Genomic DNA, 26,226 nt, shown 5'->3' with positions numbered 1-26,226 from the left:
ATATCGCTTAGCCTCGAGCGATAAATCTGCGGTATTGCGCGAGTGAAGACGATCATCCTCTCGGTGTCGGCAGCTCGCGATCTCGACAACCTGCCGGCCGATGTCCGCGAGCAGGTCTCTGAGGGTTTGAACACTTATGCCATCAGCGGGCGTGGGGATGTAGAACGTCTTGCCGGCCGAGACGGTTACAGACTTCGGATCGGTTGCTACCGCGTTATATTGATGAAGATCGCACGACAATCCTCGCGATCTACATCGGCAAGCGCGAAACGACGACCTACAGCCGGCCATAGGACAGCACATCATGAACGCTCCGCAAATCATAAGGACTTCAACCGGGGAAGAACTGGTCGTCATCCCGAAGGCTGACTACGAGGCATTGCTGCATGCCGCCGAAGAAGCCAGAGAAGACGCTGCGGATGTGGCGATCTACGATGAGCGGAAGGCCGAGTTCAAAACGGAAAAGCCTCTGCCCGCCGAGGTGACCATGGATATTTTGCGAGGTTCCAGCCGGGCTCAAGGCGCTGCGCAACTGGCGCAAGCTGACGCAGGGCGAGTTCGCTGATGCCATCGGTGTCAGCCAGGGCTTCCTGTCGGACCTTGAATCCAATCGCCGCAAGCCATCGGCGCAAACCAGCACCATGCTGTCGAAGGCATTGGACGTGCCCAGCGAATGGATCGAAGCCTAGTATCTAACCTTACGCCACCGGCCGGCCTTCGCTGGCCTCCAGTATGGCAAACCATTGCTGGCGGTCGAGGTCGATCTCCAGCGCCTTGACCATGACGGCCAGCCGCTCGGGCTTCATCGTGCCGAGCACCGGCGCCAGCCGCGCCGGATGACGCAGCAGCCAGGCGATGGCGACGGCGGCGAGATCGCCGGCGCCGATCTCGGCAGCCACCGCCGCGATTGCCGCCCTGACCCGCGCCTCGCGCCCTTCCTTGCCGGTGAACAGCAAGCCGCCGCCGAGCGGCGACCAGATCATCGGCGCATAGCCGAGGCGTTGCGCGTGATCGAGGCTGCCATCCACCAGCGCATTGGTTTTCAGCACCGACATCTCGATCTGGTTGGTGGCCAAGGCAAACGGCAGCCGCGAAGCCAGAAGGTCGAACTGCGACGGCGTGAAATTGGAGACCCCGACCGCTCTCACCTTGCCCGACTTGACCAGCCCGGCAAGGGCCGCCGCCGTCTCGTCGGCATCCATCAGCGGATCCGGTCGGTGCAGCAGCAACAGGTCGAGATAGTCGGTGCCGAGATTGGCGAGCGAACGGTCGACCGAGGCGGCAATGTGGGCCGCACTGGTGTCGTAATGCTTCAGCCGGTTCTGAGGCCGGTTGGCCGATGCCAGAATGATGTCGCATTTCGAGATCAGCTCGATGCTATCGCGCTTGCCCTTCCAGCGCGACAAGCCGGCGCCAAAGGCAGCTTCCACCTGGTAATGCCCGTAAATATCGGCATGGTCGAAGCTGGTAAGGCCGAGATCGACCGCAGTGCCGATCAGCCGCGCGATCTGGTCGGCGTCCGGGCGCGCGGCGCTGTCGAGCAGGCGCCAGGCGCCGAACACCAGCCGCGACAGCGACAAACCGTCCTTGGTCAGCTCTATGCGGCTGTCATGGCTCATATCTGGGCTCCATCTTCCGCAGCGCCGGTGGCAACGCTTCTCACCGCCGTCGGCCTCGCAACTTTCGTCACAAAGACAATGACGGCAAGCGTCAGGAAGCACGCGCCAACCAGATAGGGGGCGCCGCCGAACACTACGGGCGCATTCGGTCCGGTGAACCAGGAAAAGATCGCGGTGTAGAGCAGCGGCGTGATGATCGAGGTGATCGAGAAGATCGACGTCATCGCACCCTGCAATTCGCCTTGCGCCGATGGCGGCACCTTGGCGGCGGCAAGGCTTCTCAGCGGCGGATCGGCCAGTGCTTCGAGGCAGCCGACGACGATCACCGCATAGATCATCCAGCCTTGCGAGGCGAAGGCGTAGCCGAAGGCGCTGGCCGCAGTAAATGTCAGGCCGATCACCGCCGTCCTCCATTCGCCAAGTTTGGGGATCACGCGCGGCAGCACCGTCGCCATGACGATCGCCCCACACAGGCCGAAGGCGCCGAGCGAGAAGCCGATCTGCTGCTCGCTCCAGCCATAACGATAATTGGACACGAACGACCACACCGCAGGATACATCATGTGGCCGAGCGTCATCAGGAAGAAGGCGAGCCCGATCCAGCCGATGCCCTGATATTGGCGCATCTGCAGCAGCGTGCCGACCGGGTTGGCGCGTTTCCACTCGAAGCGGCGGCGGTGCTTTTCATCGAGCGTTTCAGGCAGGAAGAACATGGCGATGAGGAAGTTCACGAAGGCAAGCCCGGCGGCAAAGTAAAACGGCACTCGCGGCCCGAACGTGCCGAGCAGCCCGCCCAGCACCGGCCCAATGACGAAGCCGACGCCGAAGGCGATGCCGAGCAGACCGAAATTCTTCGCCCAGTTGTCGTCGTTCGAGATGTCGGCAATGAAGGCCGACGTCGTCGAATAGCTGGCGCCCGAAACGCCGGCCAGCACGCGGCCGATGAACAGCATCGGATAGGACCAGGCGATGGCGCAGATCAGATTGTCGATCGAGAATGTAAGCACCGAGGCAAGCAGGATCGGCCGCCGCCCGAAGCGGTCGCTCAATCCACCCATGATTGGCGCGAAGAAGAACTGCATCGCCGCATAGACGAAGAACAGCCAGCCGCCTTCGATCGCCGCTTCGCTGATGCCGACGCCGGAAAGCTCCCTGAGAAAGGCCGGCAACACCGGCATGATCATGCCGAAGCCGATAATGTCGAGCAGCAGCGTGGTGAAGACGAGCGCAAGGCCCCGCCTGGCGGTTTTGGGGTCGATCATGATGGCGTCTGCTCCCTGAGACCGCCCTTGGGCGGGCGCCCGTTATAGGCGAGGCGCCACTTTGGAACAATAGGAGAACGCCTCAGGCGTTCTCCTCCTGACATCTGTTGCCGGTGGTGAATCGGCCCGCCGACGGATGCGCTTTGAACCGCGGTCGGCTGGAACTTGCGAGCGCCTCAAACCGGACCGGTCAGCGTGTTGCAATCCGACAGCTTGCCGCTCTTGTAGCCGCGCGCCAGCCAGGTCTGCCTTTGCTGCGACGTCCCGTGGTTGAAGCTTTCCGGAACGACATAGCCCTGCATCTTCTTCTGCAGCGTATCGTCGCCGATCTGCTTGGCGGCGTTGAGCGCCTCTTCGATGTCGCCCTGTTCCAGAATGCCCTTCTGCGCGGTGAAATGCGCCCAAACGCCGGCGAAGCAGTCGGCCTGCAGCTCGATGCGCACCGACATCTGGTTGGCTTCCGCCTCACCCATCGACTGCCGCATCTGGTTGAACTTGGGCAGGATGCCGGTGAGGTTCTGCACATGGTGACCGACTTCATGGGCGATCACATATGCCTGGGCGAAATCCCCCGAGGCGCCGAACTGCTGGTCGAGCTGCTGGAAGAAGGTGGTGTCGAGGTAGACCTTGTGGTCGCCGGGACAATAGAACGGTCCGGCTGCCGTCGAGGCGGAGCCGCAGGCCGAGCGGATCTGGCCGCTGAACAGCACAAGCTTCGGGTCCTCGTATTTCAGGCCCTGCGACTGGAAGATGCCGGTCCAGGTCTCTTCGGTCTCGGCCAGCACGGTCGCCACGAACTGCTTCATCTCGTCGGAAGCAGGCGTGCCGGCGCCGTCGTCCTGGCCGCCGCTGTTGTCGGTAATCTGGCCACCGCCACCCGGCAGCACGCCGCCGCCGTCGCCGCTGCCCAGGATCTGCGACGGGTCGAAGCCGAAATACCATCCGGCCAGCACCACGAGGACGACCAGCAATATGCTGCCGCCGCCGCCGGTGCGGCCGCCGATCGGGATGCGGAACTGGCCAGGGCTGCCGCCGCCGAAACCACCACCGCCGCCGCTGTCGCTGCGCTCGTCCTCGACATTGTCACTCTGACGGCGGCCCTTCCAGAGCATGGCAACTCCCCGTATGCAAATTTCGGCTGGCGTGGCCGATGTCGTGGCCCAGTCCGACCCAACAGACAATTATCGCAATGGTTGCGCCAAGTCACAGTATTTTTCGTGGCAGCGGCATCGTGTTCGCACTCTGGTCGAGGCGGCATGCGCGCTGTAGCATCCGGTTCGAACGGGGGTGTCGGGGACTTGCGGACAATCGGTCGATTTCTGCTGCTGGCGGTGGTGCTATGCCTCGGCCCGTCGCCGGCGCGCGCCGTGACGCTCGATTCCAGCGTCGCCGTAACCGATCCCGAGACATTGCAGGCGCTTGAGCGTGGCGGCCTCTCGATCAGCCGCCTGCTCGGCCCGGCGCTGGGTCTCACGCGCGAGGTCGACAATCGGGGCCTGTTTTCGGTGCGCGCGCTGACCCCTGTGCGCAACGCCGTCAAGCAGGAGATCGCCGACGAGCCTGCCAATAGCCCCGATCCTTACGTTGCGGCCATGGCCAAGTCGAAGGACACCAGCCAGAAATTCAACCCGAAATACATCGACGATGACGGCTCGACGCTCGACCTGACCGGCGTCGTCAACCGCATGGACCGCGGCTATCTCGGCCACACCGAATGCGGCGAGATCAGGCTGATCTACCGCTTCCACTATTCGGTGGCGGAGAAGCCCACGAAGGGAAAGACAGCGCAACGCATCTCGTCGCGGCTGCCGCTGACCATGGGTCTGGTCTTCAACGCCAGGCCCGGCGAGGCTCGCCCCCGCGCTTCGAGAGACCGTCCAAGCGCCACCGCCGTTTCCTGTGCCGAAATCGCCAAGCGCTGGCTCGCCGCCGGCCAGAAGAACCTTGCGCCCGAGCAACTGGCAGCCTGGCTGCGCTCCGACGAAGGGCCGCTCTCCAACGCCATGCTGAATTCGTCGCAGATCATGCGGCTTGAGCTGAACATGCAGGTTCTCCGGCTGTCGGCCTCGAGCCGCCGCGACTTCGGTGGCCACGCCGAATATCTCCTCAAGATTTTCAAATGGGACCCAACGACGTCCACCTTCCAGGAATCGAAGATGGAGAACCAGATCGACCGGAAAGTGGTTCTGGCCGACCGGCCGGCCTTCGCCAAATGGCTGCTCACCGACCGCAACCTCTACGACCTCGATCGCGGCCGGTTGGTCATCGACGACAAGTTCCTGGCGACCAGCGCCGTCTCGGTCGCACCCGGCGGCATGGCCAGGTCGCAAAACAATATCGCCTATGGGCTGCTCGACGATGCCGACATCGACAAGGCACTGCAGGACTATGTCGCCAAGGGCAACGAGCTGCGCAGCGTGAAATCGGTGGCCGGCTTCAATCTGCGTCTCAACGAAATGACCTGCACCGGCTGCCACCAGACGCACGGCATTGCCGGCTTCCATTACACCGGCGCCGATCCGGCCAGCGAGCCGCGCCGCAACGCCGTCTTCGTCCCCGGCTCGGCGGTGTTCTTCGCCGACCTGCCTCGCCGCCGCGCCATCGTCGAGGACTTCGCCGCCGGCGGCCATCCGGATTTCTCACGCGGCTTCGCCGCCCGTCCGGACGCCAAACTCGCCGAAGCGCTGAAAGGCACCGATCTCTACAATGGCTGGGGCTCGATCTGCTACAGCGGCAAGGATGCCAGCTTCAAGGACTGGAGCTGCGGCGAAAGCCTGCGCTGCGCCGGCGTCCATGAAAGCGACATCCATCCGGGCTTCGGCACCTGCGTCAGCGAGGCGGCCACCGCAGTCGGCGACCCCGTCGAGTTCGGCGAGATTAAGATGTCGAGCTGGGGCAGCGACAAATATTGCCGCCTGTCGCCGGCCACCGCAAAAGCCTGCGCTATCGATCCGGCGCGCGACAAGAAACCGGTAATCAAGCTCGCCGGCTATGGCGCGGCGCGCCAACGCTACGACAACCCCGAGCAGAAGACCGGTGGCTTTCCCGGGGGCATGCTGCGCAAGGCAAGCTGCGACAAGCTTCCCGACGAGGCGACTTGCGGCCGCCTCGCCAAGACCGGTTTCAACGACTGCATCGCGTCGGGCAAGGACCACAAATTCTGCACCAAGGAATTCACCAAGACCGCCGGCCTGCGCGCCTGCGACAAGGCGCATCCCTGCCGCGAGGACTATATCTGCACCGCCGGCTACGACGATCTGGCCGCAGCCAAGCCTGGCAAGGGCTCCTGCATTCCGCCCTATTTCATATTCCAGTTCCGCGTCGACGGCCATCCGCGCAGTTGGGTGCAGGACACCGAGGAATGAGCGGCAGGTTGCCGCTTGCGAACAGAACTCAGATCTTCTGCTTGGTGCCGGCGCTTTTGCCGTCCGAGCTTTTGGAGCGTTCCTCGAAACGCGCGGCGCCCTTTTTCAGCGCATGGCCGGTTTCGACCTCGGTCTTGCGTTCGTCCTTTGCCGCTGCCTGCCTCAAACCCTCGGCCGCCTGCTTGCCCTTCGCGGTCGGTGCCTGTTCGACGCCCATGTTTTCCTCCTTGGCGCGCGACAATCACGCGCAACGTCAGGAGCAACGAGCCTGACGTGCGGAGGTTCCAGTGGTGCGGCCCCGGCACCCCTCAGCGCGGCGCGATCATCGCCTTGCGAAAGGCTTCCAGCGTCTCGGCGCTGACATGATGCTCGATGCCCTCGGCATCGATGCGCGCCGTCTCGGCGCTGACACCGAGCGAACGCAAAAACGCTTCTACCGTCTGGTGGCGGATGCGGCTCTCTTCCGCCACCTTGCGCCCGGCGTCGGTCAGGAACACACCGCGATAGGGTTTTCTGGAAACGAGCCCGTCGGCGCACAGCCTGGTCAGCATCTTGGCCACCGTCGGCTGGGCGACACCGAGCCGCGCAGCAATATCGACCTGACGCGCCTCATTGCCGTCCTCGATCAGGTCGGCGATCAGCTCGACATAATCCTCGACCAGCGCGCCGCGGCGCGCTTCGCGCTGCTGCCGGAACCCTTTCGAATGAATCTCGGCGTCAGGCAGCGGCTCCTCGCGTCCAACCGGTCTGTGCTTCAGCGCCAACACGCGCTCCTTCCTATCTTTTGACAAGAATCGGCTTTGGGCAAAGCAATCGCCCTTTGCCATTCATAGCACGGGCTTAACTGTTCCAGCCGTTTATTTCCATTCCATGGTAGGCGCAACCGGCGTTTGCGATCCCCGGCCGGCCTGCCGGTCGGCGCAACAGGAAGCACATACAATGAAATATAGCCTATTGCATAATGTTGAGCCCTGGCATAGATAGGATGACGTCAACCGATCCACCCAGTGGAAAGCCCTCCATGTCCGAAGCTGACGCTACCTTGGGATCATCCTGGCGATTTGACAGGCCGGAGGACAATCCTCCCAGCCTGCGCGAGGTGAACTCCACGATCGCGGTGCCGCAGTCCGGCGTCTGGTTCCGTCGCCTGTTCGCCTTCATGGGACCGGGCTACATGGTCTCGGTCGGCTATATGGATCCGGGCAACTGGGCCACCGACCTCGCCGGCGGCGCCCAGTTCGGCTACACGCTATTGTTCATCATCATGCTGTCCAACCTGATGGCGATCCTGCTGCAGGCGCTTGCCGCCCGGCTTGGCATCGCCACCGGCCGCGACCTCGCCCAGGCCTGCCGCGCCTATTATCCGCGTCCCGTCAGTTTCGTGCTGTGGATCGCCTGCGAACTCGCCATCATCGCCTGCGACCTCGCCGAGGTGATCGGCACGGCGATCGCGCTGCAGCTTCTGTTCGGCATTCCGCTGATCGGCGGCGCGTTGCTGACGGCGCTCGACGCCTTCATCGTGCTGCTCTTGATGAACAAGGGTTTCCGCTATCTCGAAGCCTTCGTCATCGCGCTTTTGATCATCATCTTCGGCTGTTTCGCCATCCAGATCTTTGCCGCTGCCCCTCCGGTCGGCTCGATCCTGCATTCGATGTTCGTGCCGTCGACGGAGATCGTCACCAATCCGGCGATGCTCTACATCGCCATCGGCATCATCGGCGCCACGGTGATGCCGCACAATCTCTACCTGCACTCCTCGATCGTACAGACACGCGCCTATGAACGGACCGAAAAAGGCAAGCGCGACGCCATTAAATGGGCGACGACGGACTCGACCATCGCGCTCGTCCTGGCGCTGTTCGTCAACGCCTCGATCCTGATCGTCTCGGCGGTGGCCTTCCATGGCACCGGCCATCAGGATGTCGCCGAGATCGGCCAAGCCTTCGAGCTCTTGTCGCCACTGCTCGGCCTCGGCATCGCCTCCATCCTGTTTGCGGTGGCGCTGCTGGCCTCCGGCCTCAACTCGACGGTTACGGCAACGCTTGCCGGCCAGATCGTCATGGAAGGCTTTTTGCGCCTGCGCATTCCGCAATGGGCGCGCCGGCTGCTGACGCGCGGCATCGCCATCGTCCCGGTGGTGGTCGTCACCGCGCTCTATGGCGAAAAGGGCACCGGCCAGTTGCTGGTCTTCAGCCAGGTGGTACTGTCGATGCAGCTGCCCTTCGCAGTCATCCCGCTGGTGCAGTTCGTCTCCGACAAGAAGAAGATGGGCAACCTTGCCATTCCCCGCGGCGTGGCGGTCCTCGCCTGGGTCGTCGCGGCGGTCATCCTGGTGCTCAACTTCAAGCTGCTCTACGACACCGTCTTCGGCGTCGGCTGAGTTTCATTCCCGACCGCGACAAACCGGCCGCTTGCGCTATCTTGATCGCCATCATGACAAGTGTCGAAGACGCCAGGAAATTTTACGCGCAACTGATGGCGGCCAATGCCGGCTCGGCCGACCCGCGCCTCGAAGAGGCGTTTGCCACCGTGCCGCGCGAGGCCTTTCTCGGGGCCGGACCCTGGGCGGTAGTCGCCGGCAGGGCGCTCGCCACCGGCAACGGCAAGATCATGACGCCGAGCGCCGATCCTGTTCACATCTATCAGGACGTGCTGGTGGCGCTCGATGCCGACAAGGGCATCAACAATGGCGAACCCTCCCTGCACGCCATGTGGATAGGCAGGATCGCCCCCAGACTGGACGAGGCCGTCACCCATATCGGCGCCGGCACCGGCTACTACACCGCCTTGCTGGCCCGGCTGGTTGCGCCCGGCCCGGTGACCGCCTTCGAAATGGAGGCCGATCTTGCTGCCAGAGCGACAAAGAATCTCGAGACCTACGGCAATGTAAGCGTCATCCACGGCGATGCCGTCACCGGCGATCTGCCGCCGTCCGACATCATCTATGTCAATGCCGGTGTCGTCGCACCGCCGGCTGCCTGGCTGCGGGCGCTGAAACCCGGTGGCCGCATGATCTTTCCCTGGCGTCCGTCTCAGGGCGTCGGCCTGGCCGTGATGGTAACCCGCACCGACAAGGGCTTTGCCTGCGACCCCTTCATGCGCTCGTCGTTCATCCCCTGCGTCGGCGCCTCGGCGGCCGGACCGGCGGCCAAAATCCCCGACCTCCAGAAGGCCGCGCGCAGCCGTTCGATCTGGCTGACATCAGACAGGGCGCCGGACCGGACCGCCACCGCCATCATCGGCGATGTCTGGTTTTCGCCGCAGGCGCTTGGCGGCGAGCGACGGCGGTAGGTACCCTTGTCGGCCGGCAGCGTTTTTTTGCCAACGCCTGTCGGGCGGCCGCCGGCCTGTCCGTCCTTAGATCGAAATCCGGCCCTGACGGCGCGGATCCTGGAAAAGGAAAATCCAATGCGAAAGATCATCGCAGCCACCTTCGTCAGCCTCGACGGCGTCATGCAGGCGCCAGGCGGCCCGGAAGAAGACCCGGTTGGCGGCTTCGAATTCGGCGGTTGGACGTTCCACTACTTCGACGAGGTGGCGGGGGTGGCCATGGAGGAATTGTTCTCCAAACCCTTCGCCCTGCTGCTCGGCCGCAGAACCTACGACATCTTCGCCGCTTACTGGCCGTATCAGAAAGATGCCATCGGAGATGCCTTCAACCCTGCGACTAAATATGTGGCGACGCATCGGCCGGATTCGCTCACCTGGGAAAATACGAAATGGCTTGGAGAAGATATCGTCGCGGCGTTGCGCCGCCTCAAGAAGGAAGATGGGCCTGACCTGCTCATCCAGGGTTCGAGCGAACTGATCCAGACCTTGCTGGCCAACGGTCTGATCGACGAAATCCGGCTGATGATCTTCCCGCTGCTGCTGGGCAAGGGCAAGCGGCTGTTCGATGGTGGTGCGATGCCGGCCGCTTTCAAGCTCGTCAAGTCGCAGGCTACCACCACCGGCGTCATCATGGCGACCTACGAACGCGGGGGTGAGGTCAAGGTCGGGTCGTTCGCCACGCAAGAGCCGTCAGAGGCCGAGCTCGAGCGCCGTAAGAACTGGAAGTGACAGGGACAGGCTTGGCACCTTTCCTCTCCCTCCGGAGGCGGGAGAGGTGGCGCTGCGAAGCAGCGACGGAGTGGGGGAACCACCAAGGCGCAAGAATCTTCCCGCACCGAGTTAAAGGGCGACCCCCACTCCGTCGAGCTTCGCTCGACACCTCTCCCCCGATCGACGGGGGAGAGCAAATCCAAGTTCTGTTAAGCCGCCACAGCCCGCCGTGCCAACCCACCCCGGATATACCGCGCGAACTCCTGCGCTGCCGGCGCCGTGCCGTACTTCGGCAAATGCAGATTGATGGAAAAATTCGGCAGCGGCGGCAGCCCGGCATCAAAAGCCAGGATGTCAAGATCGGCAGGCACGGTGGAGGCCAGCCAGGCGGTGACGGCAAGGTCGGAGCGCACTGTCGCGGTCGTCGCGTCGATGTTGCCGTTCTCGAACACGGTGCGCCATTCCAGCCCGTGCTCGTTCAGCGCCGACAGCACCACCGGTCGGAAGGCGCAGGTGTCGGCGACGATCGACACCGGCAGCGGCCGCTTGGCACGGGCGACTCCGCCCTTGGCCCCGACCCAGACCAGCCGGTCAATGGCCAGGCATTCGCCGGCCGACGGGCCAACCCGTTCCTCGATGACGGCAAGATCGATGGTGCCGGCCGCAAGGGCCGCGGCAAGATCCGGCGAGGCGGCGCAGAGTAGGGATATCTCGATCTTCGGATAGGTCTCGGCATAGGCTTTCAGCACCGGCGCCAGCAAGGTGCCGACAAGGTCATAGGGAACACCGAGCCGCACCTGGCCGGCGACCTCGGTGCCCGCCATCTCGGCCCAGATCTCGTCATTGAGGCCAAGCAACCGTTTGCCCTTGCCGAACAGCCGCTCGCCGGGCCGCGTCAGCCGCAAGCCACGCCGGTCGCGCTCGAACAGGCTGCAGCCCAGCGCCTCCTCCAGCCTTTTGATCTGCTGGCTGACGGCGCCTTGCGTCAGATGCAGCGCGTTCGCCGCCGCTGTCATGCTGGCTTTGTCGGCGACAGTGACGAAGGTGCGGATCAGCGCTGTGTCGAGGTTACGGATCATGGTTGGCATTATATCTGCTAATGCCAACCATCGCAAACATTGCATTTACTGAAGTATGCAGAAGTCTACCGTAGGGCCTTCGATGGAGGACGCCTCATGTTGCAGCCCATCTTTCCGCTCATCCTGTTTGCCTTCGTGGCCACCGTCACGCCGGGAATCGCCACCACCCTGTCGACTGCTTCAGGTGCGCAGTTCGGCTTTCGCCGTTCCGTTCCCCTATTGATCGGCAGCGCTGCCGGCCTCGCCACCGTGACCGCTGCTGCCGCCGCCGGGCTCGCCGGTCTGCTGCTGGCTATGCCTTCGCTGCAACTGGCGATGAAAATCATCGGCTCGCTCTATCTCATCTGGCTGGCAATCAAGATCGGCCGCGCCGGGCCGCCTAATCTCGATGTGGCGATGGCAAAACCCAACAGCTTCTTCGGCGGCGCCGGCATTCAATGGATGAACCCGAAGGGCTGGGCGATGGGACTGGGGGCGGCGGCCTCGTTCGCAGCCCTTGCCGACGGGCCGGGACAACTCGCGCTGCTGCTCGGCTCGACCTTCGGCCTCACTGCAGCCGTCTCGCTGTCGATCTGGTGCGTGGCGGGCATGGTGCTGGCACGGCTGCTCGAGACCGAATGGCAATGGCGCGCGCTCAACATCGTGCTGGCGCTGGTGCTGGCTGCATCGATCATACCGATGTGGCGGGGAGCGTAAACGCAGAGGTCGGCGCCAGTACCCCCACCCGGACCTGCGGTCCGACCTCCCCACAAAGGGGAGGTAGGGGAGCGCGCACTTTACCCTCCCCCTTGTGGGGAGGGCCGCGAACGAAGTGAGCGGGGTGGGGGTCCTGGTTCGCGAAGCGAACCAGCTACTCTCAAGCAGCATAGCGGGCAGCAGGCTTGTCGGCGTGCAGGCTGCCGTAGAAGACTTGCCTTGCGCCGAGGAAGGTGTCGAGCTTGGTCGCATCGGCAAGTGCCGGCACGGTGACGGCTTCGCCCCTGGATAGGCCCACAAGCGCGGCATCGACCATATCGTCGGCGGACATGATGATCTCCTTCGGCAGATTGTCGATGTCGCCGCCGGCAAGCTCCCAGAAATCGGTGCGGGTCGCGCCCGGCAGCACCGCCTGCACCTTCACATTGGTGCCGGCGACTTCGCGGTGCAGGGCCTCGGTGAAGTTGACGACATAGGCCTTGGTGCCGCTGTAGATGCCGCCGAACGAGGTATCATAGGCGAGCACAGAGGCGATGTTGACGATGGCGCCGCGGTTGCGCGCAAGAAGCCCCGGCAGAACGGCGCGGGTCAGGCGGGTCAAGGCGATGACGTTGACCTTGATCATGCGCTCGGCCTCGTCGGCGTCGGCCGTTGCCACCACGGCCTGGCCACCAATGCCGGCATTGTTGACCAGCAGCGTGACGCTGTCGTCGGCTGCGATCGCTTGCTCGACGCGGCGCACATCATTGTCCTCGGCAAGATCGGCTGATATCACGCTGACCTTGCGCTTGTAAGCATATCGCAGCTTTTCAGCCAGTTCCTGCAGCCGGTCGGCGCGCCGCGCCACCAGCACCAGATCGTAGCCCTGCCCGGCCAGCCGGTCGGCATAGACAGCACCTATGCCGGCCGATGCGCCGGTGACGACTGCGGTACCCTTGTTGTCCTGTCCACTCATTGTCCTGTTCCTTTTTTCTGCCCGGCGAGACAGGTCGATGAACCCTCATCCCGCCCTGATCTCCAATTAGTGGCATATACCACTTTCCGGGAAGTAGGCATATACCACCATCTTGTCAACGGAGGCGGCAGAAACTATTTCTGCGGCAGGCCGGCAGCGGTTTTGCCGGCAAGGAGTCGTGATGAGCAAGACCGCGCTGCCGGGATTTAGCCTTTGCAACAACGCCACGCTGCGGCGGGCCGCGCGCAAGCTCGGCCGCTTCTATGACGATGTAATCTCGCCTTCGGGTCTGAAGGGCACGCAGTACGGCCTGCTCTACCAGATCCATGTCAGCAACGAGCCGGCGATGGGCACGATAGCCGAAGCGATGGTCATGGATCTCTCGGCGCTCGGCCACACGCTGAAGCCGCTGATCCGCGACGGCTATGTCGACACCTTCGCTGACAAGGACGATCGCCGCGTCAAGCGGGTGCGGCTGACCGACCAAGGCCTGGCCAAGCTCGAGGAGACGACGAAATTGTGGACCATTGCCCAGCAGCGCTTCGAGGCGCTGGTCGGCCCGCAACGAGCGGCAGATCTGCGCGCTATGCTGGATGAAGTCGCGGCGCTGGACTACGACGTGCCCGCGGCCGCCCCTTCAAGCTGAAAGAGCGGCCGCCAGTCACTGCAAAGGTCTATTCCGCCGGCATGGCGACCGGCCGGGCCGCCCAGCGGCCGGCCAGCACCACGCCAAGCCCGATCAGCGGGAAGATGGCGGCGACCAGGCCGAGATCGGCCGGCACGCCGTAGCGCAGCACGGCGCCGCCGACCACAGCACCCAGCGCCACGCCGAGATAGAGGGCCGAAGCGTTGAGCGACAGCACGATCGGGGCGGCGTCGGGCGCCAGCTTGATGATGCGGCTGGCCTGCGCCGGCGGAAATGCCCAGCCGACCATGCCCCACGGCACCATCATGGCCATCAATGCCGGCCCGGCGAGATGCTGCGGCAGGAAGGTCGGGATGACCGAGAGCATCACCAGCATGACGGCGCTCAGCGCCAGAGACCAGCCGACGGTGCGCGTCGCACCAAAACGGTCGGCCGCCTGGCCGCCGGCTATGTTGCCGATGACGGCGCCGACACCGAAGGCGAGCAGCATGCCGGGGAGCGCAATCGGCCTGAGGCCGCCGCTCTGGATGGCCAGCGGCGCGATATAGGAAAACACCGAGAAGGCGCCGATCAGGGCAAGAGCGGNGCCGATCAGGGCAAGAGCGGTGGTCAGCAGGATCGGCATGACGCCGGGGCGCAGCGCCGCAGCCAGCCGCCGACTGAGCGGCAGCTTGGTACCGACAATGCCGCGCGGCAGCCGGTACCACAGGATGGCGCCGACCAGCGCGCCGAGCCCGGCAATGGCAAAGAAGGTCCCGCGCCAGCCGGCTATCGTGGCAACCAGCGCGCCGAGCGGTGCACCGAGCGCAACCGCCACCGTGGTTCCGCCGACGACGACGGCAATGGCCCGCGCCCGGTGGTGGTCATCGACCAGCGCCACCGCCGTGCCTTGAGCGGTAGCGGCAAACAGGCCTGACGACAGCGCCATGATGATGCGGGCAATGAGCAGCAGCTCGAAGGACGAGCTCAGCGCCGCCACCACATTGCCGATGACGAAGAACGCCAGCGTCCACAAGATGACGCGGCGCCGGTCCCATTCGCCGGTCAGCGTTGCCAGGATCGGCGTGCCGATGGCGTAAGCCAGCGCGAAGGCGGTGATCAGCGTGCCGGCGAGCGGAATGGAAATGCGGGCGTCGGTGGCGATGTCAGGCAGCAGGCTGGAGATGACGAAGCCTTCGGTCGAGATCGTGAACGATCCGAGCGCAAGCCAAAAGAGGCGCTTGTCCATAGGGCGTGTCCTTAGTTCAAAAGTTATTGAACAATTGGACATAACAGGGCGTGATGTCAATGAAGCCAGACGAAAATAGCTGAAGCCTGCTGACAGCCCTGTGTCAGGACAGCCATTGGGCCAATCGCGAAGCGGACTGTGCATGCCCGCGAAACATGGACGCGTTGAAATCGCCACCGACTGTGCTTAGTTTCGGGCCATGACTTTGCCGCACCCCAATACAGACCAGATCAGCCTGCCGGTCGTGCTCGGCGTGCTTGGCGACCCGACCCGACTCGCCATCGTGCGCTATCTCGCCAGCAAGGAAGGCGTGCCGCTGAACTGCAGCCGGTTCCTCGACCTCGGCTCCAAGACCAATCTCAGCTATCACCTGGCCAAACTGCGCGAGGCCGGCGTCACCCGCGCCGAAGTGGCCGGCACCAACCGGATGATCACGCTGCGCCGCGCCGACCTCGACGCCCGCTTCCCCGGCCTGCTCGACAGCGTGATTGCGGCGGCCGGAGATGACCCGGCTCTACCCATCGTCGGCGGCCACGACATCGAAATTCCGGCGTAGCTGGTGCCGAAGTCAGGCCGCTCCTAGCGCTGCCAAAAACCGATATGCGGGGCGAGGAGTTCCTCGTCCATCTCGGGGAAAGGGCCGTGGACCTCGACCGGCTTCTGCCCGGAGCCGAGGACTGTGCGCGACGAGAGGTTCATCGTCGGGTTCTCTGCGTGATTGCCGGTCAGCGCGAGAAGCTTGGTTTCCTCGAAGCCGTAGACCAGCCGGCCGATATTCGCCCAGTACAGCGTTCCCGTGCACATCGCACAGGGCTCGCCGGTTGTGACCAGCGTGCAGGACCAGAGGAAATCCGGCGGATAGGTGTCGGCGGCACGCCGGGAGAGCTCGGTTTCGGCGTGGCGCACGGTGTTGATGTTGCCTTGCCGCATCAGGATGCGATCGTCGGGGCCGACGAGCACGCAGCCGAAAGGATGGTGCCCGTGCGCGGCAGTCTCGCGCGCGACATCATTGGCGGCGCGAAGGTGGGCAACCATCTGGTCGCGGGTCATCGCCTGTCTTCCCCCGGATGAACTTCGGAACGGCATGGACGCTAGCAGATGGAGTGCTTCCGCGATAGGCGGGGCTCCCGGCTGTCTCGAACGATCTCAAGGGCTTGATAATGAAGGCAGGGGCTTGATAACGAAGACGGGCCGCAAGCCTCAACGGGCTGCACCAAGGAGCCCGCCGCATGCGCATTGCCGTTCTCGCCGACATCCATGGCAATGTGCTGGCGCTGGATGCCGTGCTCGCCGATCTAGCGCGGCGCGGCGGCGCCGATCTCACCGTCAACCTTGGCGACTGTGTCTCCGGCCCGCTCTGGCCGCGCGAGACGTTCGAGCGGCTCGAAGCGCTCGACCTGCCGACGGTGCGCGGCAACCATGACCGCCGGGTCGCGGTCGATCCGGCCGACGATATGATGTGGGCTTCAGACCGCTATGCGCAGGAACGGCTGACATCAGCGCAGCGCGAAGCCCTGCTCGCCCTGCCCTTCACGCTGGAGATTGTTCCCGGCGTGGTCGCTTTCCATGCGCGGCCCGACCATGACGAGAAATACCTGCTCGACGCGATCGTCGATGGCCAACTGGTGCGCGCGCCGCTTGCCGCTATTCAGCGGCGGTTGCAGGCGCTGGACCCGGCCTGCCGCATCGTGCTGTGCGGCCACAGCCACCGCGCGGAACTGGTCCGTATCCCCGGCGGCCCCTTGCTCTTCAATCCCGGCAGCGTCGGCGCCCCCGCCTATGAAGATGACACGCCCCCGGCGCATGTTTCGGAGCAAGGCAGCCCGCATGCGCGCTACGGCATCCTCACCTTGGATGGCGATGGTCCAGACCGTTTCGAGACCATCGCCGTCGACTACGACCACGAAGCGGCGGCGAGACAGGCCGCACAGGCGGGCCGACCGGAATGGGCGCATGCGCTGAGGACCGGCTTCATGCCCAAACCCTCTTGGCAAGGCTCCGCTTGACCGCACGGCTGCGCCCTGCTTCCGCCTCGCGGCACCAAACATCGGACGCATTTTCAGACTTACATGGCCGCGTATCGTCCCTTATAAAACCGCCTTGGCATACGGCAGGACTGCTGCCGCAAGGGTAATCGGCGCACGGCCAAATGATGAGGCGCACAATCCGAACCATTTTGCATCGACTGACTGGCGCTCCGCTCCTGCGGGCCCCGTTGCTCATGGGGCTGTTGCTCATGGGCCCGTTGCTGGTGAGCATGCCGGCGAATGCCGAGGACGCGCCTGCCGACATCGTTTCCATAGTGACCGAGCTCGGCCCAGGCGATCTCCTCAACATCCGCGCCACGCCGTCGCCGGTCGGCAGAACCCAGGCGCGCCTGCCGATCGGCTCGAGCGTCAGGAATTTCGGCTGCAGCGAAGTGGACGGCCACCGCTGGTGCAAGGTCGAGGAGATCGACAATCCACTGGTCAAAGGCTGGGCGCCCGCGCGCTATCTTATCCCCGACAACCCGACCGTGGTCGAAGTTGACGCCGCGCCGCCCCAGGTGACCGCCAGCGCTGAAGCCGGCGGCCCGACGCTCGCGCCCGACATGTCGACGCAGCCGGCCGACGTGGCCGCAACACCCCCAGCAACTGCACCTGCCGCCTCTGCCGCTCCGGCTGCACCCACTCAGGCTCCACCCACCCCGGCTGCACCCGCGCCGGCTCCACTCGACCTGACGGAGCGCCTTGGCGGTACGGATCCAGGCGCGCCGAAGTCCGCCGCCGAGATCGGCAGGACCGCCATGCAGGATGCTTACGGCCTTGCCTTCGCAGCGAATGAAAGTCCGCCGACGGACGAAATCCCTGCCACAGAGGCTCCGGCAACGGAGGCCACAGGGACGCCGGAACTCGCCGCCGCCGCGTCTGCGGGAGCAGCGCCGGATACAGCGTCCGCGCCGGGGGTACCATCCCCGACGCCACGGCCAGACCAGGCCAAAGCTGCGACCGCTACGCAAACCGTTGCACGGCTGGAACCCCCGCCCGCCCCCGGCGCCACCGCCGACATCCCCTGCGCGCGCTATGTCGGCCAGCCGATGACCCGCTGCGCCGTCAACATCGTCCACAAGGGCACTGACAAGGCCGATATCACCGTGACCTGGCCCGACGGCGGCACCCGCGTCATCTCCTTCTCTGCCGGGATGCCGGCCAACTCGGATTCGCCCAGCGAGTTCCGCTTCACAAGGGAAGGCGCCCTCAACATGATCCGCGTCGGGGTATCAGAGCGGTTTGAGATTACGGATCAGCTCGCGCTGGGGGATTAGGTGTCAGGCAGTAGGGAATGGGCAATAGGCGCCTTAACCTCGCTCCTGCCTAATCCCCACTGCCTGATCCCTACTGCTTAATCCCTACTGCCTAGCCTCATTTTCGGGGTTACATCTCCCAAAACTCTTCCCTATAAGGCCCTCCTAGCCTGATACCAGAATCGCAAGCACAACCGGCCGGGTCTTCCCGTCCCGGTTTTTCGTGCAAGCCGCTCGCCGAACGGAACTCACAACGATGCCAAGACGCACCGACATCAAGTCGATCCTGATCATCGGGGCCGGCCCCATCGTCATCGGCCAGGCCTGCGAGTTCGATTATTCCGGCACACAGGCCTGCAAGGCGCTGAAGGAGGAGGGCTTTCGCGTCATCCTGGTCAATTCCAACCCGGCCACCATAATGACCGACCCGGAACTGGCCGACGCCACCTATATCGAGCCGATCACGCCTGAAGTCGTCGCCAAGATCATCGCCAAGGAGCGGCCCGACGCGCTGCTGCCGACCATGGGCGGCCAGACCGCGCTAAACACCGCTCTGTCGCTGCGCCGCATGGGCGTGCTCGAGCGCTACAATGTCGAGATGATCGGCGCCGACGCCACGGCGATCGACAAGGCTGAGGACCGGGCGCTGTTTCGCGAGGCGATGAAGAAGATCGGCCTGGAAACGCCGAAGTCGATGCTGGCCAATGCCACCGATGTCAAGAATGCCGACCGCAAGACGCACGAGGCCGAGCGCGCCGCCGTCAAGGCCGAGGCGCCTGCCGACCTCGATGCCGCGCTCGACGCGCTGGAAACCCGCTGGAACCTCGGCGAAGGCGACCGCAAGCAGCGCTACATCAGCCATGGCATGGCGATCGCCGCGCAGGCGCTCGACCATGTCGGCCTGCCCGCCATCATCCGCCCGTCCTTCACCATGGGCGGCACCGGCGGCGGCATCGCCTACAACCGCGCCGAATTCTACGACATTGTCCAGTCCGGCCTCGACGCCTCGCCGACCACCGAAGTGCTGATCGAGGAGAGCGTGCTCGGCTGGAAGGAGTATGAGATGGAGGTCGTCCGCGACAAGGCGGACAATTGCATCATCGTCTGCTCGATCGAGAACATCGACCCGATGGGCGTGCACACCGGCGATTCCATCACCGTCGCCCCTGCCCTGACGCTGACCGACAAGGAATACCAGATGATGCGCAACGCCTCGATCGCGGTGCTGCGCGAGATCGGCGTCGAGACCGGCGGCTCCAATGTGCAGTTCGCCGTCAATCCGGCCGATGGCCGCCTCGTCGTCATCGAGATGAACCCGCGCGTCTCGCGCAGTTCCGCCTTGGCTTCGAAGGCGACCGGCTTCCCCATCGCCAAGATCGCGGCCAAGCTTGCCGTCGGCTACACGCTGGACGAGCTGGAGAACGACATCACCGGCGGCGCCACGCCCGCCTCCTTCGAGCCAAGCATCGATTACGTCGTCACCAAAATCCCGCGCTTTGCCTTCGAGAAATTTCCCGGCGCGGAGCCGGTGCTGACCACCGCCATGAAGTCGGTCGGTGAAGTCATGGCCATCGGCCGCACGTTCCAGGAGTCCTTGCAAAAGGCGCTGCGTGGACTGGAAACCGGCCTGACCGGCCTCGACGAGATCGAAATCCCCGGCCTCGGCCACGGTGCCGTGGCTGCCAACCACGCCGACGACCGCAACGCCATCCGCGCCGCGCTCGGCACGCCGACGCCCGACCGGCTGCGCATGGTGGCGCAGGCGATCCGCATGGGCACCTCGCTGGAAGACGTGCACGCCATGTGCAAGATCGACCCGTGGTTCCTCGAACAGATCGCCGGCATCGTTTCCATGGAAGCCCGCATCCGCGAGCACGGCATTCCGCAAGACGCCGTCAATCTGCGCATGCTGAAGGCGATGGGCTTCTCCGACGCCCGCCTCGCGTCGCTGACGAAGACCGACGCCGAAGTGATTGCGAAGATTCGTGAAAAGCTCGACGTTCATCCGGTTTATAAACGCATCGACACGTGCGCCGCCGAGTTCGCCTCGCCCACCGCCTACATGTACTCGACCTATGAAGTGCCCTTCGCCGGCGCGCTGGCCAATGAAGCGCAAGTGTCGTCGCGAAAAAAAGTCGTCATCCTCGGCGGCGGTCCCAACCGCATCGGCCAGGGCATCGAGTTCGACTATTGCTGCTGCCATGCCGCCTTCGCACTGCGCGACGCCGGCTATGAAGCGATCATGATCAACTGCAATCCCGAGACAGTGTCGACCGACTACGACACGTCGGACCGGCTCTACTTCGAGCCGTTGACGGCCGAGGACGTGCTGGAGATCCTGCGCGCCGAACAGGCCTCGGGCGAACTGGTCGGCGTCATCGTCCAGTTCGGCGGCCAGACGCCGCTGAAGCTGGCCGACGCGCTGGAGAAGGCCGGCATCCCGATCCTCGGCACGTCACCCGACATGATCGATCTCGCCGAAGACCGCGACCGCTTCCAGAAGCTGCTTCACAAGCTCAACCTCAGCCAGCCGAAGAACGGCATCGCCTATTCTGTCGAGCAGGCCCGCCTTGTGGCCGGCGAACTCGGCTTCCCGCTGGTGGTGCGCCCCTCCTATGTGCTCGGCGGCCGCGCCATGCAGATCATCCATGACGAGGGCATGCTGCAGAGCTACCTGCTCGACACCGTGCCCGGCCTGGTGCCGGAGGACATCAAGCAGAAATACCCCAACGACAAGACCGGCCAGATCAACACGCTGCTGGGCAAGAACCCGCTGCTGTTCGACACCTATCTCTCGGGCGCCATCGAGGTCGATGTCGACTGCCTGTGCGACGGCACGTCGACCTTCGTCTCAGGCATTCTCGAACACATTGAAGAGGCCGGCATCCATTCGGGCGACAGTGCCTGCTCGCTCCCCGTTCACTCGCTGCCTTCCGAACTGGTCGACGAGCTGGAGCGCCAGACGGCGGCGCTTGCCCGCGCGCTCAACGTCGGCGGCCTGATGAACGTGCAGTATGCGATCAAGGACGGCACGGTCTATGTGCTGGAGGTCAATCCGCGGGCATCGCGCACCGTGCCATTCGTGGCCAAGACCATCGGCCGTCCCATCGCCAAGATCGCCGCCCGCATCATGGCCGGCGAAAAACTGGAAGACGCCTTCGCCCATTACGGCGCCATGCCTGACCCGAGAAACCCCGGCCATATCGCGGTCAAGGAAGCCGTCTTCCCCTTCGCCCGCTTCCCCGGCGTCGACATCCTGCTCGGCCCGGAAATGCGCTCGACCGGCGAGGTCATGGGCCTCGACCGCGATTTTGCGCTCGCCTTCGCCAAGAGCCAGCTCGGCGCCGGCGTCGACCTGCCACGCTCCGGCACGCTGTTCGTCTCGGTGCGCGACGAGGACAAGGCCGGCATCCTGCCGGCGGTCAAGCGCCTCGCCGGTCAGGGCTTCAAGGTGCTCGCCACATCCGGCACCGCCCGCTTCCTCGCCGAAAACGGCGTCGACGCCCAGAAGATCAACAAGGTGCTTGAGGGACGCCCCCACATCGAAGACGCCATCCGCAACCGCCAGGTCCAGATCGTCTTCAATACCACGGACGGCCAGAAGGCGGTGTCGGACTCCAAGTCGCTGCGCCGCGCCACGCTGATGCAGAAGGTGCCGTATTACACGACGCTGTCGGGGGCGGCTGCGGTGGCGGAAGCGATTGCGGCGTTGAAGGCGGGGAGCCTGGAGGTCAGGCCGCTGCAGGAGTATTTTGCGTAGGCGATATGCCTATCTCTCACTGTGAGGAGACAAAAGGTGGCCGAAGGACGGCACAGGTCCAGCAAACATCGCGCCTCTGTGGAAACCTTGCGCCCAGCCCACGCGTCCATCGGCGCCTGGCAACACCTGATTCTCCAGATCAACCTACAATTTCAACCTGCTTAGAAAACTCCAAAAATGTAGGCTGGTGAATTTGCTTAAGTGATTCAATAACACCTACAAAATTTGGGACCGATTTCTGTACAGCGACCCCAGTTGGCTTGATGAGGGCGGCGGAAGGCAAAGGCTGACGATGCGCCGATCCAGCTTCCCTCACAAGGGAGGAGGAAAACTCACCCCACTGCCACACACTCGATCTCGATGTCGAACTCCATCGGCCATGACGCCACCGGCACGAAACTCCGCGCCGGCGGGTTGACGCTGAAATACCTAGCATAGACCCGGTTGATGGCGTTGTAGAAGCCGGAATTGACGGCGTAGATGCGCACCATCACCACGTTGTCGAGCGAGGTTCCCGCCGCTTCCAGACAGTGTTTCAGCGCCTTCAGCGACGCCTCGGTCTGGGTTTCGATGTCGCCGCGCACCATCTCGCCGGTCACCATGTCCACCGGCGGCGTCGCCGAGATGAACACGAAGCCATTGGCCCTTACTGCCGTCGAGCAAGGCAGCCCGAGCGCCCGCACCTTGGCCGACATGACGGGCACTTCGATGACTTCTTTTTTCACTGTGATCTTCCCCTTGTTTGCCAAGCTGGCGCCAAGGCCCCCTCACCCAGCCTCCGCTTCGCTCGGCTGACCTCTCCCCGAGGGGAGAGGAGCCGGTCAGCGCCAGCGCTTCCCTCTTCTCCCCAGCGGGGAGAAGGTGGGCGCGAAGCGGTCGGATGAGGGGGCCTGCGCCACCTTTAATCGTGAGGAGCTTATCCCCCCGCCCAGCGAACGCCAGCGCCGAACCATGGTCCAGCCCTCACCCCTGCCCCGGATAGGGCATGCCGTCCTTGTGCAGGAACCTGCCATCCGAACTCGGGCTCATCATGTCGATGTCGGAGCAAGTGATGAGATCATCCGGATTGCGCGAGCCGACTTCGAGATAGCGCGCCGTTGTGGACGAGCGGTTGATCATGTGGTGGCCGTTGCCGCTGTTCTTGGCAAAGGTCGCGCAGTCGCCGGCCTTGAGCAGCGTCTCGCCGCCATCCTCGACCAGCACCAGTTCGCCTTCCAGCACATAGACGAGCTCGTCCTCATGGCTGTGCCAGTGGCGCTGGCTGGACCAGCCGCCTGATGGCAATGTCATCAGGTTGACGCCGAAATCGGTGAGGCCGCCGGCATCGCCGAGGCGGTGGCGTGTGCGCTCGGCGCAAGGGGCGTCGAAGGGCGCGGGGTAGCCGGAGCCCTTGCGGACAGGCACGGTGGACAGGTCGATCTTGGGCATGGGAGCTCCATTGAATTGGTGGCGGCAGTGTATGTCACTGCCGGCGCAGCCACAGAGCCACTTTGCCGCAATGCCTTGCCAACGGCAGGCATCGGCCGTCGCACTCTACGGCGCCCCCCTCTGTCCTGCCGGACATCTCCCCCACAAGAAGGGAGATTGGCTGTCGCCTCAGCCTTCGCCAATTTTCACCGTCGCAAGAAAAGCACGGCGCCGACGCTGCTGATCTCCCCACTCGTGGGGGAGATGTCCGGCAGGACAGAGGGGGGCGCCGTAGAATGCTATTGCTGGCCAGTCACCCGTCCTCAACCCTGATGCGCGGCCGCGAGTTCCTTCACGTGCTTCTCGTGCATCTGCAGCGTCGGCAGCGTCTTCTTGGCGAATTCCTTCATCGCCGGGTCGTCGCCCGAGTTGGCATAGCTGCTGAACAGGGCTACGGCCTCCTTGTGCGCGTCCGTCTGCATCTGGATGTACTTGGCGTCAAAATCCTTGCCGCTTGCGCTCTTCAACTCGTCGAGCATTGCCTGCTCCTTCGGCTGCAGGGCCGGGCCCGCGGCTTTGGTCGAACCGGTGGTCTGGCCCTGGCTCAGCGCCGCCTTGAACTCCTTGCCGGCTTTGGTGTGGTCCTTGACCATCTGCTTGGCGAATTTCCTGACGTCAGCCGCCTTGGATTTTTCCTCGGCGAGCTTGCTCGACTGGATTTCGAATTCGTTGGAGCTAGGCACCGTCTTGACGAAGGTTGGGGTATCGACCTTGCTGGCGGCCATGGCAGGCGCGACCGCAGTCGAGTTGGCCGCAAAGGCGGCAGGGGCACCGGCGAACAAGGCGACGGCGGCAATGGTGAGAAGCGTTTTCATCTGAGTTCTCCGATTTGAAAATTTCCCTCGGCTAATCAAACGCGGCATTGGCGGCAGGGTTGCGTCCGGAGAACTATTCGTCAGCGACCATCTGCCGAAGAGCCGTCCCGAGCCCCTGGCGGACAAACCTCAGGACAGCACGCCTCGCCATATTGCAGCTGTTCGGTCCAGTTCGGCCGACCTCAGGCGTGACATCCATAAGGTTCCACAGGATCTCGCACGCGCCGATGGCGCGCGGATCCTGGTCCTGATGGACGGCGCGGCATTGGGAACCGGTTGCTTTTCCCGCATTGGGTCCGCAGGCTAGGCTTCCGGAGCTGGGGAGACACATGCAAGAGGATGAAGAGATCGATCTGCGCTGCCCGCAAGTGGTGGCCGACAATGCCGCCAAGGGGTTGAGGCTGCGCAAGCAGTTCGGCCGTGGCGGCACCGAGATCGGCGTCGCGCGGGCGACGGAACTCAAGAACCGCGAAAAGCTGGCGCCATCCACCATCCGCCGCATGGTCAGCTACTTCGCCCGCCACGAGGTCGACAAGCGCGGCAAGAATTACGGCAATGAAGACAATCCTTCGGCCGGCCATATCGCCTGGCTGTTGTGGGGCGGCGACGAGGGCCGCGCCTGGGCGATTGAGCTCAAAAAGAAGATCGGCAATGCGCCCGATATCTGAGGGCGACCGTAAAACGACTGGCGGGCCCCAAACCCCCGCCTGGGACCCGCCAAGGAGCGGCTGAACACATGCCGGTGCAGCCCCTCCACATCTGCCAGTCGTCGATCCGCCATCGGTCGAAAGGCATGGATGGTGAGGTAGCATCCGGTTGCGGCGGCCAATGTGAAGCAGTTCACAATCCGGAGGTTTTCAACAGCGCTCGAGCAATTCCAGGAAAGGTGGGAACCGGTTTTCCCGGGAAAAGCGCGTAGCGTTTTCCCCAGGGAATTGCGGCAAGAAAGAAGCCCTTACCCTTCCCAGGCGACAGGCATCATTCCCAGCCGCTCGTAGAGCCGGAGCGCGGCGGCGTTCTCTTTGCCGCGCGCTCCGGGATGGACCGCGAGGTCCTTGACGAAGGCCCTCGTCCAGCACAGCGCTGCCGCCGCCAGCCGTCCCTTGGCGTCGATGACCAGGAAACACAGCGCCGGGTCGAATTCGGCATCGCTGGATATGCGCGGCCACCATTCGTCGAACGGGCCGTCGGTGCCGTCGTCGAACACCTCGGTCAAAAGCGCGTGCAGGGGCTGCGCGTCACCATGTTCGAAGCAGCGCATGGCAAAGCCGTCCGGCCAGTGCGGCGCAACGAGCGTCTCGTCGCGGATCTTGCGCAGCCGGATGTCGTTTGGAGCCGGCGGGCGCGGTTCAGGCATCGCGCTCAGGCGTCGGGCTGCAGCCGGCGGCGCTTGCGGTCGACACCGAGGCCGGTGGCCTCGAGCAGGCCTTTGCGCTTGGCGTCGAAATAATAGCCGGTCTGGTAGAGCCAATCGGCCTTCTTGGCGTTGCCACCCGCCACCAGCCAGGCGCCACGCAGATATTTGACCGCGTATTTCAGATTGGTTTCGGCGTCGAACAAGCCCTTGGCCGGCCCGTCATAGCCCATGCCGCGCGCCGTCGCGTGCTTGATCTGCATCAGGCCCCAATGGCCGTTATTGTAAGCCTTCGGATTGTAGGTGCTTTCGCGGTTGACGACGTGGCGCACCAGATCGACCGGCACCTCGTAGAGAGCGGCGTATTTCTGGATCAGCCGGTCGACGTCGCCGCGCATGCCGGTCGCATGCTCTTCTTCCGGGAGACCGAGCGGCGCGGCGGGGAACAGGCCCAAGGAAGCCGGGTTCTGCGGCACGACATAGGCTACCTGCTGCACGCCGGGCATGGCGTTCTGGCCGCCCTTGGCGGTCGCCGGCATGACAAGGCTGGCGGTCGTATATTGCGCCGCGACCGGCTGTCCGGCGTTGGCGGGCGCAGGCGCCTGCCAAGCATTGGCGGCCATCACCGCAGGCACGGCCGGGGCCGTGGGCGTCGC

Annotated in this window: 27 protein-coding genes; 13 read left to right on the top strand and 14 right to left on the bottom strand. The window is 64.3% G+C overall.

From position 1 onward, the window contains the following. The first annotated feature begins 304 nt into the window (after window positions 1-304). A complete protein-coding gene (locus X726_RS01000000167445; protein ID WP_245260143.1) occupies window positions 305-565 on the top strand; it encodes a hypothetical protein in 261 nt (86 codons plus the stop codon). Then, entirely contained in the window at window positions 492-689 is a 198-nt protein-coding gene (locus X726_RS1000000172490) for a helix-turn-helix transcriptional regulator (protein ID WP_348524580.1), read from the top strand. Before X726_RS01000000167445 ends, X726_RS1000000172490 begins: the two co-directional genes overlap by 74 nt. A 9-nt stretch (window positions 690-698) precedes the next feature. Here X726_RS1000000172490 and X726_RS143700 read toward each other — a convergent pair whose 3' ends face one another. From X726_RS143700 to X726_RS143710, 3 genes are all read right to left on the bottom strand, one after another. After that, window positions 699-1,619, bottom strand: coding sequence for an aldo/keto reductase (locus X726_RS143700; RefSeq protein WP_023672438.1), 921 nt, complete (start codon window positions 1,617-1,619; stop codon window positions 699-701). Then, the gene (locus X726_RS143705) at window positions 1,616-2,881 is read right to left on the bottom strand and encodes a tetracycline resistance MFS efflux pump (protein ID WP_023672437.1); all 1,266 of its coding nucleotides are present in this window, start codon (window positions 2,879-2,881) and stop codon (window positions 1,616-1,618) included. Before X726_RS143705 ends, X726_RS143700 begins: the two co-directional genes overlap by 4 nt. Window positions 2,882-3,057: 176 nt before the next feature. After that, window positions 3,058-3,993, bottom strand: a complete 936-nt coding sequence (locus X726_RS143710; protein ID WP_023672436.1) for a neutral zinc metallopeptidase — start codon at window positions 3,991-3,993, stop codon at window positions 3,058-3,060. Window positions 3,994-4,179: 186 nt separating this feature from the next. Here X726_RS143710 and X726_RS143715 point away from each other — a divergent pair, with 186 nt between their 5' ends. Further along, entirely contained in the window at window positions 4,180-6,246 is a 2,067-nt protein-coding gene (locus X726_RS143715; RefSeq protein ID WP_031215366.1) for a hypothetical protein, read from the top strand. Between the two features lie 28 nt (window positions 6,247-6,274). Here X726_RS143715 and X726_RS143720 read toward each other — a convergent pair whose 3' ends face one another. Continuing rightward, window positions 6,275-6,463, bottom strand: coding sequence for a hypothetical protein (locus X726_RS143720; RefSeq protein ID WP_023672434.1), 189 nt, complete (start codon window positions 6,461-6,463; stop codon window positions 6,275-6,277). A gap of 91 nt (window positions 6,464-6,554) precedes the next feature. Further along, window positions 6,555-7,010, bottom strand: coding sequence for a manganese-binding transcriptional regulator MntR (gene mntR / locus X726_RS143725; protein ID WP_023672433.1), 456 nt, complete (start codon window positions 7,008-7,010; stop codon window positions 6,555-6,557). A 257-nt stretch (window positions 7,011-7,267) separates the two neighbouring features. Between mntR and X726_RS143730 the strand changes: the two genes are divergently transcribed. The 3 genes from X726_RS143730 (at window position 7,268) to X726_RS143740 (ending at window position 10,305) form a co-directional block, all read left to right on the top strand. Continuing rightward, window positions 7,268-8,626: an Nramp family divalent metal transporter gene (locus X726_RS143730; protein ID WP_023672432.1), complete on the top strand. Its 1,359-nt coding sequence runs from the start codon at window positions 7,268-7,270 to the stop codon at window positions 8,624-8,626. Between the two features lie 53 nt (window positions 8,627-8,679). Continuing rightward, the gene (locus X726_RS143735; protein WP_023672431.1) at window positions 8,680-9,537 is read left to right on the top strand and encodes a protein-L-isoaspartate O-methyltransferase; all 858 of its coding nucleotides are present in this window, start codon (window positions 8,680-8,682) and stop codon (window positions 9,535-9,537) included. A 117-nt stretch (window positions 9,538-9,654) separates the two neighbouring features. Continuing rightward, window positions 9,655-10,305, top strand: a complete 651-nt coding sequence (locus tag X726_RS143740) for a dihydrofolate reductase family protein (protein WP_023672430.1) — start codon at window positions 9,655-9,657, stop codon at window positions 10,303-10,305. Window positions 10,306-10,496: 191 nt separating this feature from the next. Here X726_RS143740 and X726_RS143745 read toward each other — a convergent pair whose 3' ends face one another. Next, window positions 10,497-11,366 carry a LysR family transcriptional regulator gene (locus X726_RS143745; RefSeq protein ID WP_023672429.1) on the bottom strand — a complete coding sequence of 290 codons (870 nt, stop codon included), beginning with the start codon at window positions 11,364-11,366 and terminating at the stop codon, window positions 10,497-10,499. A gap of 96 nt (window positions 11,367-11,462) precedes the next feature. On the opposite strand from X726_RS143745, the gene X726_RS143750 reads away from it, so the two are divergent. After that, a complete protein-coding gene (locus X726_RS143750; protein ID WP_023672428.1) occupies window positions 11,463-12,062 on the top strand; it encodes a LysE family translocator in 600 nt (199 codons plus the stop codon). Between the two features lie 160 nt (window positions 12,063-12,222). Here X726_RS143750 and X726_RS143755 read toward each other — a convergent pair whose 3' ends face one another. Further along, on the bottom strand, window positions 12,223-13,017 hold the full coding sequence (locus X726_RS143755) for an SDR family oxidoreductase (protein ID WP_023672427.1): 795 nt from the start codon (window positions 13,015-13,017) through the stop codon (window positions 12,223-12,225). 181 nt (window positions 13,018-13,198) lie between these two features. Between X726_RS143755 and X726_RS143760 the strand changes: the two genes are divergently transcribed. Then, window positions 13,199-13,663: a MarR family winged helix-turn-helix transcriptional regulator gene (locus X726_RS143760; RefSeq protein WP_023672426.1), complete on the top strand. Its 465-nt coding sequence runs from the start codon at window positions 13,199-13,201 to the stop codon at window positions 13,661-13,663. A gap of 28 nt (window positions 13,664-13,691) precedes the next feature. Here X726_RS143760 and X726_RS143765 read toward each other — a convergent pair whose 3' ends face one another. Beyond that, window positions 13,692-14,891, bottom strand: a complete 1,200-nt coding sequence (locus tag X726_RS143765; protein ID WP_023672425.1) for an MFS transporter — start codon at window positions 14,889-14,891, stop codon at window positions 13,692-13,694. A 199-nt stretch (window positions 14,892-15,090) separates the two neighbouring features. Between X726_RS143765 and X726_RS143770 the strand changes: the two genes are divergently transcribed. After that, window positions 15,091-15,447: a helix-turn-helix transcriptional regulator gene (locus tag X726_RS143770; RefSeq protein ID WP_023672424.1), complete on the top strand. Its 357-nt coding sequence runs from the start codon at window positions 15,091-15,093 to the stop codon at window positions 15,445-15,447. A gap of 23 nt (window positions 15,448-15,470) precedes the next feature. Here the strand turns inward: X726_RS143770 and X726_RS143775 are convergent, their stop codons facing one another. After that, window positions 15,471-15,941, bottom strand: coding sequence for a nucleoside deaminase (locus X726_RS143775; protein ID WP_023672423.1), 471 nt, complete (start codon window positions 15,939-15,941; stop codon window positions 15,471-15,473). Between the two features lie 179 nt (window positions 15,942-16,120). On the opposite strand from X726_RS143775, the gene X726_RS143780 reads away from it, so the two are divergent. The 3 genes from X726_RS143780 to carB all read left to right on the top strand — a co-directional run bounded on the left by X726_RS143780 (window position 16,121) and on the right by carB (window position 21,934). Next, a complete protein-coding gene (locus X726_RS143780; protein ID WP_023672422.1) occupies window positions 16,121-16,897 on the top strand; it encodes a metallophosphoesterase family protein in 777 nt (258 codons plus the stop codon). Window positions 16,898-17,112: 215 nt separating this feature from the next. Beyond that, the gene (locus tag X726_RS143785) at window positions 17,113-18,195 is read left to right on the top strand and encodes an SH3 domain-containing protein (protein WP_245272157.1); all 1,083 of its coding nucleotides are present in this window, start codon (window positions 17,113-17,115) and stop codon (window positions 18,193-18,195) included. Window positions 18,196-18,430: 235 nt separating this feature from the next. Beyond that, window positions 18,431-21,934 (top strand): carbamoyl-phosphate synthase large subunit, encoded by a 3,504-nt coding sequence (gene carB / locus X726_RS143790; RefSeq protein WP_023672420.1) that lies wholly within the window; start codon window positions 18,431-18,433, stop codon window positions 21,932-21,934. 332 nt (window positions 21,935-22,266) lie between these two features. Here the strand turns inward: carB and X726_RS143795 are convergent, their stop codons facing one another. From X726_RS143795 to X726_RS143805, 3 genes are all read right to left on the bottom strand, one after another. Then, the gene (locus tag X726_RS143795) at window positions 22,267-22,659 is read right to left on the bottom strand and encodes a RidA family protein (protein WP_023672419.1); all 393 of its coding nucleotides are present in this window, start codon (window positions 22,657-22,659) and stop codon (window positions 22,267-22,269) included. A gap of 238 nt (window positions 22,660-22,897) precedes the next feature. Next, window positions 22,898-23,362, bottom strand: a complete 465-nt coding sequence (locus X726_RS143800; protein WP_023672418.1) for a cupin domain-containing protein — start codon at window positions 23,360-23,362, stop codon at window positions 22,898-22,900. Between the two features lie 302 nt (window positions 23,363-23,664). Further along, window positions 23,665-24,216 carry a DUF4142 domain-containing protein gene (locus tag X726_RS143805; RefSeq protein WP_023672417.1) on the bottom strand — a complete coding sequence of 184 codons (552 nt, stop codon included), beginning with the start codon at window positions 24,214-24,216 and terminating at the stop codon, window positions 23,665-23,667. 329 nt (window positions 24,217-24,545) lie between these two features. On the opposite strand from X726_RS143805, the gene X726_RS143810 reads away from it, so the two are divergent. Then, on the top strand, window positions 24,546-24,884 hold the full coding sequence (locus tag X726_RS143810) for a hypothetical protein (RefSeq protein WP_023672415.1): 339 nt from the start codon (window positions 24,546-24,548) through the stop codon (window positions 24,882-24,884). Between the two features lie 287 nt (window positions 24,885-25,171). Here X726_RS143810 and X726_RS143815 read toward each other — a convergent pair whose 3' ends face one another. Both X726_RS143815 and X726_RS143820 read right to left on the bottom strand, forming a co-directional pair. Next, on the bottom strand, window positions 25,172-25,573 hold the full coding sequence (locus tag X726_RS143815) for a GNAT family N-acetyltransferase (protein ID WP_023672414.1): 402 nt from the start codon (window positions 25,571-25,573) through the stop codon (window positions 25,172-25,174). 5 nt (window positions 25,574-25,578) lie between these two features. Beyond that, a partial coding sequence (locus X726_RS143820; RefSeq protein WP_023672413.1) for a lytic transglycosylase domain-containing protein occupies window positions 25,579-26,226 on the bottom strand: 648 nt, incomplete at its 5' end.

Source organism: Mesorhizobium sp. LSJC285A00 (assembly GCF_000503155.1).
Classification (GTDB): domain Bacteria; phylum Pseudomonadota; class Alphaproteobacteria; order Rhizobiales; family Rhizobiaceae; genus Mesorhizobium.
The sequence above is the reverse complement of the archived record's forward strand: the minus strand, read 5'-3'. Positions and strand labels throughout refer to the sequence as shown.

Excerpts from the sequence above, each read along its gene's own strand:
- X726_RS143710 (WP_023672436.1), bottom strand. The coding sequence starts at position 3,993 with ATGCTCTGGAAGGGCCGCCGTCAGAGTGACAATGTCGAGGACGAGCGC.
- X726_RS143730 (WP_023672432.1), top strand. The coding sequence starts at position 7,268 with ATGTCCGAAGCTGACGCTACCTTGGGATCATCCTGGCGATTTGACAGG.
- X726_RS143770 (WP_023672424.1), top strand. The coding sequence starts at position 15,091 with ATGACTTTGCCGCACCCCAATACAGACCAGATCAGCCTGCCGGTCGTG.
- X726_RS143720 (WP_023672434.1), bottom strand. The coding sequence starts at position 6,463 with ATGGGCGTCGAACAGGCACCGACCGCGAAGGGCAAGCAGGCGGCCGAG.
- X726_RS143755 (WP_023672427.1), bottom strand. The coding sequence starts at position 13,017 with ATGAGTGGACAGGACAACAAGGGTACCGCAGTCGTCACCGGCGCATCG.
- X726_RS143750 (WP_023672428.1), top strand. The coding sequence starts at position 11,463 with ATGTTGCAGCCCATCTTTCCGCTCATCCTGTTTGCCTTCGTGGCCACC.
- X726_RS143815 (WP_023672414.1), bottom strand. The coding sequence starts at position 25,573 with ATGCCTGAACCGCGCCCGCCGGCTCCAAACGACATCCGGCTGCGCAAG.
- X726_RS143740 (WP_023672430.1), top strand. The coding sequence starts at position 9,655 with ATGCGAAAGATCATCGCAGCCACCTTCGTCAGCCTCGACGGCGTCATG.
- X726_RS143785 (WP_245272157.1), top strand. The coding sequence starts at position 17,113 with ATGGGGCTGTTGCTCATGGGCCCGTTGCTGGTGAGCATGCCGGCGAAT.
- X726_RS143700 (WP_023672438.1), bottom strand. The coding sequence starts at position 1,619 with ATGAGCCATGACAGCCGCATAGAGCTGACCAAGGACGGTTTGTCGCTG.
- X726_RS143805 (WP_023672417.1), bottom strand. The coding sequence starts at position 24,216 with ATGAAAACGCTTCTCACCATTGCCGCCGTCGCCTTGTTCGCCGGTGCC.
- X726_RS143780 (WP_023672422.1), top strand. The coding sequence starts at position 16,121 with ATGCGCATTGCCGTTCTCGCCGACATCCATGGCAATGTGCTGGCGCTG.
- X726_RS143735 (WP_023672431.1), top strand. The coding sequence starts at position 8,680 with ATGACAAGTGTCGAAGACGCCAGGAAATTTTACGCGCAACTGATGGCG.
- X726_RS143800 (WP_023672418.1), bottom strand. The coding sequence starts at position 23,362 with ATGCCCAAGATCGACCTGTCCACCGTGCCTGTCCGCAAGGGCTCCGGC.
- X726_RS143745 (WP_023672429.1), bottom strand. The coding sequence starts at position 11,366 with ATGATCCGTAACCTCGACACAGCGCTGATCCGCACCTTCGTCACTGTC.
- carB (WP_023672420.1), top strand. The coding sequence starts at position 18,431 with ATGCCAAGACGCACCGACATCAAGTCGATCCTGATCATCGGGGCCGGC.
- X726_RS143705 (WP_023672437.1), bottom strand. The coding sequence starts at position 2,881 with ATGATCGACCCCAAAACCGCCAGGCGGGGCCTTGCGCTCGTCTTCACC.
- X726_RS143760 (WP_023672426.1), top strand. The coding sequence starts at position 13,199 with ATGAGCAAGACCGCGCTGCCGGGATTTAGCCTTTGCAACAACGCCACG.
- X726_RS143810 (WP_023672415.1), top strand. The coding sequence starts at position 24,546 with ATGCAAGAGGATGAAGAGATCGATCTGCGCTGCCCGCAAGTGGTGGCC.
- X726_RS143775 (WP_023672423.1), bottom strand. The coding sequence starts at position 15,941 with ATGACCCGCGACCAGATGGTTGCCCACCTTCGCGCCGCCAATGATGTC.
- X726_RS01000000167445 (WP_245260143.1), top strand. The coding sequence starts at position 305 with ATGAACGCTCCGCAAATCATAAGGACTTCAACCGGGGAAGAACTGGTC.